The following is a 12641-nucleotide window of genomic DNA, read 5'->3' as shown; positions in this document are numbered from 1 at the left end:
TTTATGCCGTGGGCTCAACAGTCATTCTGGCGGATCTTAACTTTTATCCTTACTCATGGCGGCCAGCTTCTGGGTCAGATCGCGACGCTCCTTGGAGAGTTCGGCATTCTTGATGATGTATTCATCCACCCGCTCGTCGTAATCGCTCTTCATGCTCGCGATGATGGCCTGGATCTCATCAACTGACATGCCAGGTTTGATGTAGTCGGAGAGGTTCTCCAGCAACAGTACCCGCTTCTGGTTGTCACGGATCTTCTTCTCAATATCGGTGATTTCGCGTTTGAGCTTGTTTTTGCGCCGGGACATCCGCACATACTCCAACACATCGGCATATGACTTGGTAACAGTTTCCATAATGACACCACTTGTTAACGTTTTCTTGGATGGGCAATTGTAGGGTCGGCCTACCAGAATGAAACAGGACACAGGGCTAACCAACCCGCTACCTGTGGCATAACCCTAACCTCAGTATGGCTGCATTACAACAGTAACAGCGCAGCTGACGGCGGTAACGCATAATTAATAGGCAGCCCGTGAGTTCCACTATCTTAGGAGGTGTACCATGGCCATTCCGTTACTTGAGCGCTACCTGAAAGCGGCACACGTGCCCTATCGCCTCACTTCCCATCCTGTGGCCTTTACCGCCATGGAAATCGCTCAGCGCGCCCATGTGCCTGGCGATGCCTTTGCCAAAACCGTGATAGTCAGAGCCGATGGTCAGCTAGTGATGCTGGTGATGCCGGCAACCCGTGGGGTGGATTTTGCAAAACTGCCCCAGGCGCTGAACTGTCAACGTCTGGAGCTGGCCAGAGAGTACGAATTCGGCGCCCTGTTTGCCGACTGTGATGTGGGGGCTGAGCCACCCCTGGGTCAGCTGTTCGGCCTGCCGGTATACCTGGATGCCGAGCTGATGCACTACCCCAGGATCAGCTTCAATGCCGGCACCCTGCGCGAGGTGATGGAGTTGGATTGCGAGGACTTCCTGCGCCTGACCACACCTTGCATCTTGCAGCAGGGATTTATGCCCAGCCGATTTCAACGGCACGAACATCCCAGGCAAGGTCCGCTACCCCACTAAGAAAAAACGCCAGGGTAGCAGCCCTGGCGTTTGACTCATGCTGGCACTTATTCTGCCAGCCTGAACTGGCCTACCGTCTTGTCCTGGGCCAGGCACAGCTCGTCGAGTATCTGGGTCTGAGCCGCCATGTCGCTCATGGTGCGACTGCTCTGCTCCACCACATCGGACATCTCATTGATGCTGCGGCTGATTTCCCGGCTGGCCTGGGTCTGCTCGCGGGTCGCATGGGCAATCAGCTCGGAAGCATCCCGCACCTGCTGCATGTGCTGTGCTATGACCCCCATGGCATCATTCACCTGCTCCATCATGGTCTGACTATCCCCCATCAAACTCAGGCTGGATTGCATGCTGGACACGGCACTGGTGGACTTACTGCGCAAGTTGCTGATCATGGCATGAATTTCTTTGGTGCTCTCACCGGTACGGCTCGCCAGATTACGCACCTCGTCCGCCACCACGGCAAAGCCGCGGCCATGCTCACCGGCCCGAGCCGCTTCAATCGCCGCGTTCAGCGCCAGCAGGTTGGTTTGCTCGGAGATAGACTCAATCACCTCCAAGATGCCGCCGATACGTTCACTCTGACCATTTACCTCTTCGATGGTTTGCTCACTGTGCCGCAAGTTCTCATACAGCTTCTCCACCCGCTGGGTGTTTTCCTGCACCAGATGACGCCCCTCCTGGATCTGATCGTCCACGGACAACACCATTGCCAAGCTGGACTCGGTATTGTTGTTGACGTCCTCAATGGCGTGCTCCATCTCGGTGACCGTGGCCGCCAACGTCGTCATGGTGCCAGATTGAACCTGCACCTGGGCCGCCAGGCTGTCGGCAAACTGGCGGTTACGCTCGGCGGTCAGACGGGTCTGTTCGGCCCCTTCTCTCACCACCTTGAGGGCCTGGTTGAAGGCCAGCACCACCGCATTGATGTCCCGTTGCAGGATGGCAAACTCACCGGTAAACCGTCCATCCACCCGGTTGGAAAAATCCCCCTTGGCCATCTTATCCAGCACCCGCTGAATCACGGCCATGGGCCCCTTGATGGCAGCGGAGAGTCGCCAGCCCACAATGCCAGCAAACAACAAACTCACCAGCACGCTGATGATGACACTCAACGAGGTGGTATTGAGGGTTGACTTGGCTGAGACGAAGGCCTGTTGGCTCAGGCCATTGGCCGCAGATTGCAGCGCCGCCTGACTAACCAGCGCCTCATCGATGGCCTGGGCGATCTGCTGTACCTGTTGCTCCAGCTGTTCCCTCTGCTGGCTGAGTCCAATAAAACGCCCTATGGCCCCCTGGTCGCTGTTCACGTTCTGCTTCAGGGCCGCCAGGCCGGCCTGGATATCGCTGTTATCGGCGATGGCGGGCACCTCACGCTGCAGCATGCCATAGCCATCCAGCAGCATCTGCCCCATGGCCTTGGCCTTTTTCTCTATGGGCTGCATGTCTGTGACCCGCTGGGCGCTGAAGATGGCATTCACCATGTATTCCAGGGTGCCGAGCCACTCGATGAATTGATTGCCCAGGCCGCCGATATAGGGGTCTTCTGCGGCATAGGGCTTGAACAACTTGTCGGCGCCAATCTTGGCAAAGGCCAGCTTGTTTAACAGCTCATCCTTGACGGTGCCGATGCGCGCGCCTTCGGCCAAGATCTGGCTGCGACTGGCATAGATGGGCTGACTCAGTGCCAACAGTCCGGTTATCTGCTGTTGTAGCGGAGCCAACTGGCTGGTCAGAGCCTGGGCATCCTGCAATTGGTTCACGCTCGACTGCAACTGAGCCAGATTGGCATTGAGCCCCTCAACCTGGCTGTCAAATGCCTGGCGGTGACGCTCCAGGCTCGCCTGGTCCGTAGCAAAGACCATGTCGGCGGTCAGCTTGTTCAGGCGCAACAGACCGCTGCCAAGTTGACCGGCCTGTTCATCCAGGCCCTTCATGTCCTTGACCACAAAAGAAAACGCGCTATCGATCCGATTCATATTGAACCAGGAGATACCCCCACCAAATGCCATCAGGCCGCACAAGATGGCAAAGGCCACCACTACCTTGACGGTTAAATTCATCTTGTCTTCCTCACTTTCGCCGTATCAGAAAATAGGGTTGTTATTGTTGTTTCTTTGCTTATTTTGCTTGTTGTTATAGTTGAAATATTTCTTTGTGGCTCATTGTTATCTAAGGGTGCATGCCGCGCACCTGCGACCAACTAGGCATCGCTAGCATATGCGGCAGCGCTCACAGCTAGATTAATTACCCAACAACCCCTTGAGGGGGTTGCCGAGTTTGGGTCGGCTACCGGCGGGTAACAACGACTGCTCCAGCAGTGCCTTAGCCCGCGACTCCAACAGTCGCCCCAGCTCCACTGAATATTTTGGCTGCTCCCAGCTACCAGTGATGCGCAGTGGCACCGTCACCATCTTCAAATCTCCCAGTCCAGGTAGATCTCCGATGACGGTAGCATCCAGTTTGAAATCCAGACTTTCGTTGACCAGATGCGTGCGCCCTGCCCCAGCCACCTGCAGCAGGCTGGAAACCATCTTGATGTTCTCTACCTTCACATCCCCCCGGGTGAGCAACGCCTGCGCACCGAGTGAGGAAAACGCGGTTTCACCTTGATCCTGACTGCCACCCAAGAGCCCCTTGACCCCCGCCTTCGCCTGGCGCAGCAAGGCGGGTAGATCCACGCCCCGAACCGCACCCTGAGTCACCTGCAGGGCCAGATTGCCGGACAGTGAGCGCCGCAAGGCCGCCGGCGTCAGCCCTTCGCCCGTCAAGCGCCCCTCCAGCTGCCCTTGCCCGGAAAGCGGCGCCTTGCCTAGCAAGGCCTTGCTTAACTTGGCCATGGCAATGCCCTGCACCTTGGGTTGCAGGCTCAGGCGTGCGGGCGTCTGCCGGCTATCCAGCCGGCCAGGAGCCGACACCTTACCGTCGAATAGGCTGGCACTAAGCTGTTGCCAGTCCAGGATGCCGTTTTGTAAGTTCAGCGCCAGTTCTACCTGCATGAAGGGCAGGTTGCCCAGTTGCAGGCTATCCAGCCGCAGGGTACCGGCCAGATCAAGCCCCTGCAGCCCACTCAGATCCGGCTCTTGTACAGGCACCTCAGTGGCGGCCTTGCCCTGAGCACTTGACGTTACGTCGGCGTCACCCTTGCCCGCCAGCCAGGCGGTATCAAAGGCGGGGCTGCGCAACGCAAACCTCACCACAGGGATCGCCTGCTGTCGCAGGCTCAACTCGCCCTGGCAACGCCAGGGGCCAGCGGTCAGCTCAAGGGAGTCCCATGCCAGCAGCTTGTCCGCCGGCTGGTAGCGTAATTGGCCCGCCAGGCTCATCTGCTGCAACAGAGGCGATATGCCATCCCCTGTGACGGCGACCTTGGCCTGCCATTTATCCAGCAGGATCAGATCTGGCGATAAGGTGAGTGTGGCCTGGCTCTCCAGACGAACCGTACCTTGCTTAGCCTGTACCTCGCCCCCCACGCTGACAGGGATGGGCCGCCCCAGCGCCAGGGCATCGGCTTGCAGGGTGACATCCTTGAGACGCCATTGCTTACCGGTGAGGTGATCATCAATGCTCAGTGCCCCATCGGTAAAATCGATCCTGGCCAAGGAGAACTGGTAGGCGGAATCCCCCTCGGTGGTGGGTTGGGCCCCTTTCTCCGGCACGGCCGCCGGCTCGGTGGCCCCCAGCAAACCATCCAGGTTGGTGCGGCCATCGGCCAGGGTGATAAAGCTCAGGCGGGCGCCAGACACCTTGAGCCGACCGGCCGCCACCTTGTGCTCCAGCAAGGGCAGCAGCGCCAAATCCACGCTGGCCTCGCTAAAGGCCACAGTGTTGCCGGCAGGAAAACCGTCAGGATTGGTCAGCGCCACCTTTTCTAGGGCGAGGCCTAAGCGCGGGAAGAGAGTGAAACGGATGGGGCCCTGCATCAGCAGATCCCGGCCGGTGCGGGCCTTGACCTGCTCGATGATCAGGGGTTTGAACTGTTCGGGGTTGATCAGCCAGACGGTGGTCACCACAGCCCCCCCTATCAATAGCAGCACAATCAGCAGCAGATAGAAGAGCGTTTTCATGGTGACCTCCAGGTCAGTCCTGATTGATACGGCTGGCAACCGCCCCTTGCTGGCGCTTGTACTTGGCGTTGGCCCGCTTGTTGTAAGGACGCTGGGCCGGGCCGGAAAGGGTTTCGAAGTTCAAGGCACCGATCACCATCTTGGGACGCAGCGCCAGAGGGAGCCTACCCCCATTATAGAACTCGAGGACGATGCGGCCAGACCAACCCGGATCGATGCGATGGGCGGTCACATGCACCATCAGCCCCAGGCGGGCCAGCGACGAACGACCATCCAGCCAGCCGACGATATCATCCGGCAGGGTGACGGACTCAAGGGTTACCGCCAGAGCCAGCTCACCGGGGTGCAGGATGAAGGCTTCCCCGTCCGGGATGATGATCTCGTCACTCATCACCCGGTTGATGGCCTCGGCCACCTCTTCTTTGGGGCCGCTCAGGTCGATGTAGGGGGCGGTATGGGCCTGGAACACACGAAACTCGTTGCCCAGCAGCACATCCACGCTGACGCCGCTGATGCGATCCGGCCCCGGGGTCGGTTCTATGATGATCTTTCCCTGTTCCAGGTAGCGTTCTATGTCGCTGTCGCAAAGACGCATTGGCTTCTCCTTGTGGCCGTTACCGGGTTAACCCAGCAGCATGTGGCGAATACGGGATTTAATCATGTCGATGGCAATGCGATTGCGCCCACCACGGGGCACTATGATGTCGGCATATTGCTTCGACGGCTCGATAAACTGGAGGAACATGGGCCGCACCGTGGTCTGGTACTGGCTCAGTACCGACTCCATGGTGCGCCCGCGCTCCTGGACATCCCGCACCAGACGCCGAATGAGGCAGATGTCCAAGGGGGTGTCCATGAAGATGCTGACATCCATCAGATCCCGCAAGTGCGGCTCGCTCAGCAGCAAGATGCCCTCGAGGATGATGATGCGCTTGGGGCTGAAGGGGCGGGTGTCACTGACCCGGGTATGTTCGCTATAGGAGTAGGTGGGGATCTCCACCTGCTCGCCCTTGAGCAACATGGTCAGGTGCTGGCACAGCAGGGCATGGTCGAAGGCGCTGGGATGGTCATAGTTGGTCTTGACCCGCTCTTCCATGGAAAGGTGGCTCTGATCCTTGTAGTAACTGTCTTCCGTGATCACCCCGATTTGATCCGCGCCCAGCTCTTCCACCAGTTCATTAAAAATGGTGTGAGAAAACAAACTCTTACCTGAGGCAGAAGCACCCGCGATACCAATGATAACGCAGGAACGGTGTTGATCTGACATGGGTCGAACTCTCTAAATGTGGCGGTGGGAGGCGTAAACCGGCGCATTATAACGAAAAAGCCTCCCCCCCACTACCGAGCCGACAGCGGGCGCCGCCCTAGCCCAGGCGGGTGATAGCCAAAGACTCCGGGATCTCCTTGCCTTGAAAATAGAGGCGAGCCGCGAGGGCGCGCGCCAGGGCCCGATAACTTTGCGCCAGCTCCCCCGCTGGCTCGGCCACCGCCGGCGGCACCCCCGCATCCATGGCCTGACGCACCCCCAACAGCAGCGGGAACTGCGCCAGCAGCGGCAGATCCAGCTCGGCCGCCAGTCGGGCACCGCCCCCCTCGCCAAACAGCGGCTCATGGTGACCACAGGCACTGCACCTGTGATAACTCATGTTCTCCACCAGTCCCACCACGGGCACTCCCACCTTGGCAAACATGGCCAGCCCCTTGCGCACATCCAGCAGGGCGACGTCCTGGGGGGTGGTAACCATCAGCACCCCTGTGGTGGGCACCTGCTGGGCCATGCTCAGCTGGATGTCGCCGGTGCCCGGCGGCAGGTCCACCACCAGATAATCCAGCGATCCCCAGTCGGTCTCATGCAGCAGCTGTCCCAGTGCCTTGCTGGCCATGGGGCCGCGCCAGATCACCGCCTCGGAGTCCGGCACCAGAAAGCCGATGCTATTGATCTTGATGCCAAAGCGCGAGAGTGGCCGCATCCGCTGGCCATCGGGTGAGTCGGGACGTTGGCCCGTCAGTCCCAGCATCAGCGGGACGGAAGGACCATAGAGATCCCCGTCCAGCAGGCCGACGCTGGCCCCTTCCGCCGCCAGGGCCAGGGCCAGATTGACCGCTGTGGTGGACTTGCCCACCCCGCCCTTGCCGGAGGCCACCGCCACAATATTCTTGACCCCAGAGAGCAGGGGCAAGCCGGCACTGGGAGCCAGGGGCGCCACCTGACAGCGCCACTGCCAGCGCAGATCCTGCCAGCCCATGGCCAGCAACGACGGGGTCAGACTCGCTTGCAGCTCATCCAAGGCACCGGTCCCGGCAAACGGCAGTGTGAGGGTCAGGGTGAGTGATGTCCCCTCGGCCACCAGCCGGGTACGGCTGGCCAGCCAGCCATGGGGCCAGTCATCCGGCTGGGCGGCGACCAATAGACTACGAACGGCATCCAATGTGGCAGACATACGACAACTCCTGATGAAACAACCGTTAACGACCGAGTCTAACCCAAGGTTCAGGCTAGGGATACGGCCGCGGCGGCCATCTAGCCTAGGCATGCCCCCTCCCTTTCGGGTAAGATGCGGACTTACTTTTTCATTGCACGACAAGACAGATCATGGCTCACGCTGCTCGGAAAATTCTCGTTACCTGCGCCCTGCCCTATGCCAACGGCTCCATCCACCTCGGCCACATGCTCGAACACATCCAGGCCGACATCTGGGTTCGTTACCAGCGGCTGCGGGGCAATCAGATCCACTTCATCTGCGCCGATGACGCCCACGGCACCCCCATCATGCTCAAGGCCCAGCAGCTGGGCATCACGCCGGAGCAGATGATCGAGGCGGTCTCCCAAGAGCACCAGGCGGACTTCGCCGGCTTTGGCATCAGCTTCGACAACTATCACTCCACCCACAGCGACGAGAACCGTGAGTTCGCCAACCTGATCTATACCCGGCTGCGGGACGGCGGCTATATCAAGAGCCGCAGCATCTCCCAGCTGTTCGATCCGGAAAAGTCCATGTTCCTGCCGGATCGCTTCGTCAAGGGCACCTGCCCCAAGTGCAAGGCTCCCGATCAATACGGCGACAACTGCGATGTCTGCGGTGCCACCTACAGCCCCACCGAGCTGATTGACCCGCGCTCCGCCGTCTCCGGCGCCACCCCTGTGATGAAGGAAACCGAGCACTACTTCTTCGATCTGCCCCAGTTCGAGGGCATGTTGAAGAGCTGGATCACCTCAGGCGCCCTACAAGAAGAGATGGCCAACAAGCTGGGCGAGTGGTTCGAGGCTGGCCTGCAGCAGTGGGACATCACCCGTGACGCCCCCTACTTCGGCTTTGAGATCCCCGATGCCCCAGGCAAATACTTCTACGTCTGGCTGGACGCCCCCATCGGTTACATGGGCTCCTTCAAGAACCTGTGCAACCAGCGCGGCGATCTGGACTTCGACAGCTACTGGCGCCAGGGCTCCGACGCCGAGCTGTACCACTTCATCGGCAAGGACATCCTCTACTTCCACTCCCTGTTCTGGCCAGCCATGCTGGAGGGCGCGGGCTTCCGCAAGCCCAGCAACGTGTTTGTGCATGGCTATGTGACTGTGAACGGCGCCAAGATGTCCAAGTCCAAGGGCACCTTCATCAAGGCCGGCACCTACCTGCAGCACCTGGATCCCGAGTACCTGCGTTACTACTACGCCGCCAAGCTCAACAGCCGCATTGACGATCTGGATCTGAACCTGGACGACTTCGTCGCCCGGGTGAATGCCGATGTGGTGAACAAGCTCGTGAACCTGGCCTCCCGCACCGCCGGCTTTATCACCAAGCGCTTTGACGGCAGGCTGGCCGCACAAAACGCTGAGCCGGCTCTGTATGCCGACTTCCTGGCCGCCCGCGAGCGCATCGCCGAGGCCTACGAGGCCCGGGAATTCAGCCGAGCCATCCGCGAGATCATGGCCCTGGCCGACGTGGCCAACCGCTACGTGGACGACAAGGCCCCCTGGGTGATGGCCAAGGAAGAGGGTCGCGAAGCCGAACTGCAGGCGGTCTGCTCCGTGTGCATCAACCTGTTCCGCGTGCTCATGACCTATTTGAAGCCCGTGCTGCCCCAGCTGGCCGAACGCAGTGAAGCCTTCCTGGGCGAGACCCTCAGCTGGGAGGCCATCGACACCCCGCTGCTGGCCCACACCCTGGCCCCCTTCAAAGCCCTGTTCAGCCGCATCGATCCCAAGAAGATCGAGGAGATGGTCAACGCCTCCAAGGAGGATCTGGTGGCCGAGGCCAGCAAGAGCCAGGGCGCCAAGGCCCAGCATCAGAGCGCACCGGGCAAGGATCAGGCCGATATCGAGCCCATCGCCGACGAGATCGCCTACGACGACTTTGCCAAGCTGGATCTGCGCATCGCCCGCATCGTCAGTGCCGAGTTGGTGGACGGCGCCGACAAGCTGCTGAAACTGCAGCTGGACATCGGGGGCGAGCAGCCCCGCCAGGTGTTTGCCGGCATCCGCGCCGCCTACGAGCCCGAGACCCTGGTGGGCAAGCTCACCGTCATGGTGGCCAACCTGGCGCCGCGCATGATGCGCTTCGGTCTCTCCGAAGGCATGGTGCTGGCGGCTGGCCCCGGTGGCAAGGATCTGTGGATCCTGGAGCCCCACGAGGGCGCCCAGCCCGGCATGCGCGTCAAGTAACCCGCGAGTTCACCTTAACAAGAGGCCAGTCAGATGACTGGCCTCTTGGTTTTCACTTGCCAATCCCGGCCCGCTCCAGCATGGCGTGCAGCAGCACGTTGGCACCGGCGGTCACCTGCTCGGGCAGGGTCTCCTCGATCTCGTTGTGGCTGATGCCGTCCTTGCAGGGGATGAAGATCATGCCGGTGGGGGCCAGCATGGACATGTAGACCGCATCGTGGCCGGCCCCGGAGACGATATCCATGTGGCTGTAGCCCAGGGTCTCGGCCGCCCGACGCACCGCGTCCTTGCACTCGGGATGAAAGGGCGCCGCCGGGTAATGGGACACCTCCTTGATGGCGATACTCAGACCCGTCTCGGCCGCCACCTGTTTGGTGTAGGCGTGGAGCGCGGCGTCCATCTGATCCACCAGCTCATCCGTCATGTTGCGAAAATCGATGGAGAAGGTCACCTGACCGGGAATGACGTTGCGGCTGTTGGGGAACACCTGCACCATGCCGACGGTGCCGCGGCCATGGGGGCCGAAGCGGTTGGCGATGGCCACCACCTCCTGCATCACCCGAGCGGCCACCTGCATGGCATCCTGGCGCATGGCCATGGGGGTGGGACCGGCGTGGGCCTCCATGCCGGTGACCACGCAGTCATACCAGCGGATGCCCAGCACCGCCTGCACCACCCCTATGGTGATGTCCTGCTCCTCCAGGATGGGGCCCTGCTCGATGTGGGCCTCGAAATAGGCGCCAATGGGATGTTCGCCCGGCACCTGATCGCCCACGTAGCCGATGCGCTCAAGCTCCCCTTTTACCGTCTTGCCCTCGGTGTCGGTGGCGGCATAGGCGTGTTCCAGGCTGAAGATGTTGGCAAACACGCCGGAGCCCATCATCACGGGCACAAAGCGCGAGCCTTCCTCGTTGGTCCAGAACACCAGCTCCACCGGCGCTTCGGTCTCGATCTGATGGTCATTCAGGGTACGGATCACCTCCAGCCCCGCCAATACACCAAAGTTGCCGTCGAACTTGCCGCCGGTGGGCTGGGTGTCGATGTGGCTGCCGGTGACGATGGGCGGCAGGCTGTTATCCCGACCGGCCCGCCGCATAAACACATTGCCTATCTGGTCTATGGTGACCGACAGGCCCGCCGCCTTGGCCCAGCCGATCACCCGATCCCGGCCCTGCTTGTCCAGGTCCGTCAGGGTCAGGCGGCAGACGCCGCCCTTGGGGGTGGCACCGATCTGGGCCAAATCCATCAGGGATTGCCACAGCCGCTCGCCGTTGACGCGGATCTTGTCCAATGACAGGGTGGCAGGGCTCTCGATTGTCTTGCTATCCATATGCTGTTCTCTCCTGTGAGGCTGAACGTTAGCGTTCCACCGGGGTGGGCGCCTGCACCTGGGCGCGCAGGGCGCTGGCACTGAACTGGGGACCGAAGGCCGGTCGCTTGATGTAACGGCCGGCACCGGGCACGGTGCGCAGATCGCCATCCACCCAGACCAGCTGGCCACGGCTGACGGTATGGCTGGCGATGCCCTTGACGGTGCGGCCTTCAAACACGTTGAAGTCGTTCTTGGAGTGATGGGTCTTGGCCGAGAGGGTCTTGCTGCCCGCAGGATCCCACACCACCAGATCCGCGTCGGCGCCCACGGCGATCAGCCCCTTCCTCGGATAGAGGTTGAACAGCTTGGCGGTGTTGGCGGAGGTGATGGCGACAAACTCGCTGGGGGTGAGTCGGCCCGTGTTGACCCCGGCATCCCAGATCACCGCCATGCGCTCCTCCACCCCGCCGCAGCCGTTGGGGATCTTGGCAAAGTTGCCTTGGCCGGCGGCCTTTTGCGCGGCGCAGAAGGTGCAGTGGTCGGTGGCGGTGGTGTGCAGCTGGCCCGATTGCAGGCCGCGCCACAGTGCATCCTGGTGGGGCTTGGCGCGAAACGGCGGGCTCATGACGTGAGCGGCGGCCACGTTGAAGTCCGGGTGGCGATAGACGCTGTCGTCGATCACCAGGTGGCCGGCCAGTACCTCGCCATAGACCCGCTGGCCCCGGGCCCGGGCCCGGGCGATGGCATCGGCGGACTCCTGACAGGAGACATGCACGATATAGATGGGTACCCCCAGCACATCGGCGATGGCGATGGCGCGGTTGGCCGCCTCCCCCTCCACCATGGGCGGCCGGGACAGCGGATGCCCCTCGGGGCCCGTGATGCCCATCTTCAGCACCTCCTGCTGCAGCAGGTAGACCAGCTCGCCGTTCTCGGCGTGGACCGTGGGCATGGCCCCCAGTTCCAGTGCCCGGCGGAAGCTGTTCACCAGGGTCTCGTCATCGCACATGATGGCATTCTTGTAGGCCATGAAGTGCTTGAAGCTGTTGACCCCCTCCTGCTGCACCAGGGTCCCCATGTCACGGTGCACCGACTCGTCCCACCAGGTGATGGCCACGTGAAAGCCGTAATCGGCGGCGGCACTCTCAGCCCAGCCGCGCCAGGTCTGATAGGCGTCCATCAGCGGCTGCTGGGGATCCGGGATGACAAAGTCGATGATGCTGGTGGTGCCCCCCGCCAGGGCCGCGCTGGTGCCCGAATAGAAATCGTCCACCGTGCGGGTGCCCATGAAGGGGAAGTTCATGTGGGTGTGGGGGTCAATGCCGCCGGGCAGCACATACTGGCCCCCCGCCTCCACCACCTGACAACCGGCCGGCGCCTGGGCCGTCAGGTTCTCCCCCACGGCCGCAATCAGACCGTCCACACACAGGACATCGGCCCGCCGCTCACAATCGGCGTTGACGACGGTGCCGCCGCGGATCAAGACGCTTTGACTCATAGTGACTCTCCTTATCGGGTGAAGGAGCC

At 61.4% G+C, this 12641-nt stretch carries 10 protein-coding genes; 2 read left to right on the top strand and 8 right to left on the bottom strand.

Annotation, left to right across the window (positions count from 1 at the left end):
- Positions 1-36: 36 nt before the first annotated feature.
- Entirely contained in the window at positions 37-354 is a 318-nt protein-coding gene (gene tmaR / locus ABD847_RS00590) for a PTS system regulator TmaR (protein ID WP_345009010.1), read from the bottom strand.
- A 208-nt stretch (positions 355-562) separates the two neighbouring features.
- On the opposite strand from tmaR, the gene ABD847_RS00585 reads away from it, so the two are divergent.
- Entirely contained in the window at positions 563-1078 is a 516-nt protein-coding gene (locus tag ABD847_RS00585; RefSeq protein ID WP_345009008.1) for an aminoacyl-tRNA deacylase, read from the top strand.
- A gap of 47 nt (positions 1079-1125) precedes the next feature.
- Here ABD847_RS00585 and ABD847_RS00580 read toward each other — a convergent pair whose 3' ends face one another.
- From ABD847_RS00580 to apbC, 5 genes are all read right to left on the bottom strand, one after another.
- On the bottom strand, positions 1126-3138 hold the full coding sequence (locus ABD847_RS00580) for a HAMP domain-containing methyl-accepting chemotaxis protein (protein WP_345009006.1): 2013 nt from the start codon (positions 3136-3138) through the stop codon (positions 1126-1128).
- A gap of 180 nt (positions 3139-3318) precedes the next feature.
- Positions 3319-5142 (bottom strand): AsmA family protein, encoded by a 1824-nt coding sequence (locus ABD847_RS00575; RefSeq protein ID WP_345009004.1) that lies wholly within the window; start codon positions 5140-5142, stop codon positions 3319-3321.
- A gap of 13 nt (positions 5143-5155) precedes the next feature.
- A complete protein-coding gene (gene dcd, locus ABD847_RS00570) occupies positions 5156-5737 on the bottom strand; it encodes a dCTP deaminase (protein WP_345009002.1) in 582 nt (193 codons plus the stop codon).
- Between the two features lie 27 nt (positions 5738-5764).
- Entirely contained in the window at positions 5765-6409 is a 645-nt protein-coding gene (gene udk / locus ABD847_RS00565; protein WP_345009000.1) for a uridine kinase, read from the bottom strand.
- A 97-nt stretch (positions 6410-6506) separates the two neighbouring features.
- The gene (apbC, locus tag ABD847_RS00560; protein WP_345008997.1) at positions 6507-7583 is read right to left on the bottom strand and encodes an iron-sulfur cluster carrier protein ApbC; all 1077 of its coding nucleotides are present in this window, start codon (positions 7581-7583) and stop codon (positions 6507-6509) included.
- Between the two features lie 152 nt (positions 7584-7735).
- On the opposite strand from apbC, the gene metG reads away from it, so the two are divergent.
- Complete coding sequence (metG, locus tag ABD847_RS00555; RefSeq protein WP_345008995.1) at positions 7736-9802, top strand: methionine--tRNA ligase; 2067 nt, start codon at positions 7736-7738, stop codon at positions 9800-9802.
- 52 nt (positions 9803-9854) lie between these two features.
- Here the strand turns inward: metG and ABD847_RS00550 are convergent, their stop codons facing one another.
- Both ABD847_RS00550 and hydA read right to left on the bottom strand, forming a co-directional pair.
- Positions 9855-11132 carry a Zn-dependent hydrolase gene (locus tag ABD847_RS00550; RefSeq protein ID WP_345008994.1) on the bottom strand — a complete coding sequence of 426 codons (1278 nt, stop codon included), beginning with the start codon at positions 11130-11132 and terminating at the stop codon, positions 9855-9857.
- Positions 11133-11160: 28 nt separating this feature from the next.
- Positions 11161-12612 (bottom strand): dihydropyrimidinase, encoded by a 1452-nt coding sequence (gene hydA, locus ABD847_RS00545; protein WP_345008993.1) that lies wholly within the window; start codon positions 12610-12612, stop codon positions 11161-11163.
- Between the last annotated feature and the right edge of the window lie 29 nt (positions 12613-12641).

Origin of the sequence: Pseudaeromonas paramecii (genome assembly GCF_039540575.1) — a bacterium.
GTDB classification, from domain to species: Bacteria; Pseudomonadota; Gammaproteobacteria; order Enterobacterales; family Aeromonadaceae; genus Pseudaeromonas; species Pseudaeromonas paramecii.
The sequence above is the reverse complement of the archived record's forward strand: the minus strand, read 5'-3'. Positions and strand labels throughout refer to the sequence as shown.

What these genes read in the sequence shown, in the direction of transcription:
- tmaR (WP_345009010.1), bottom strand. Translation starts at nt 354, where the DNA reads ATGGAAACTGTTACCAAGTCATATGCCGATGTGTTGGAGTATGTGCGG.
- ABD847_RS00585 (WP_345009008.1), top strand. Translation starts at nt 563, where the DNA reads ATGGCCATTCCGTTACTTGAGCGCTACCTGAAAGCGGCACACGTGCCC.
- ABD847_RS00580 (WP_345009006.1), bottom strand. Translation starts at nt 3,138, where the DNA reads ATGAATTTAACCGTCAAGGTAGTGGTGGCCTTTGCCATCTTGTGCGGC.
- ABD847_RS00575 (WP_345009004.1), bottom strand. Translation starts at nt 5,142, where the DNA reads ATGAAAACGCTCTTCTATCTGCTGCTGATTGTGCTGCTATTGATAGGG.
- dcd (WP_345009002.1), bottom strand. Translation starts at nt 5,737, where the DNA reads ATGCGTCTTTGCGACAGCGACATAGAACGCTACCTGGAACAGGGAAAG.
- udk (WP_345009000.1), bottom strand. Translation starts at nt 6,409, where the DNA reads ATGTCAGATCAACACCGTTCCTGCGTTATCATTGGTATCGCGGGTGCT.
- apbC (WP_345008997.1), bottom strand. Translation starts at nt 7,583, where the DNA reads ATGTCTGCCACATTGGATGCCGTTCGTAGTCTATTGGTCGCCGCCCAG.
- metG (WP_345008995.1), top strand. Translation starts at nt 7,736, where the DNA reads ATGGCTCACGCTGCTCGGAAAATTCTCGTTACCTGCGCCCTGCCCTAT.
- ABD847_RS00550 (WP_345008994.1), bottom strand. Translation starts at nt 11,132, where the DNA reads ATGGATAGCAAGACAATCGAGAGCCCTGCCACCCTGTCATTGGACAAG.
- hydA (WP_345008993.1), bottom strand. Translation starts at nt 12,612, where the DNA reads ATGAGTCAAAGCGTCTTGATCCGCGGCGGCACCGTCGTCAACGCCGAT.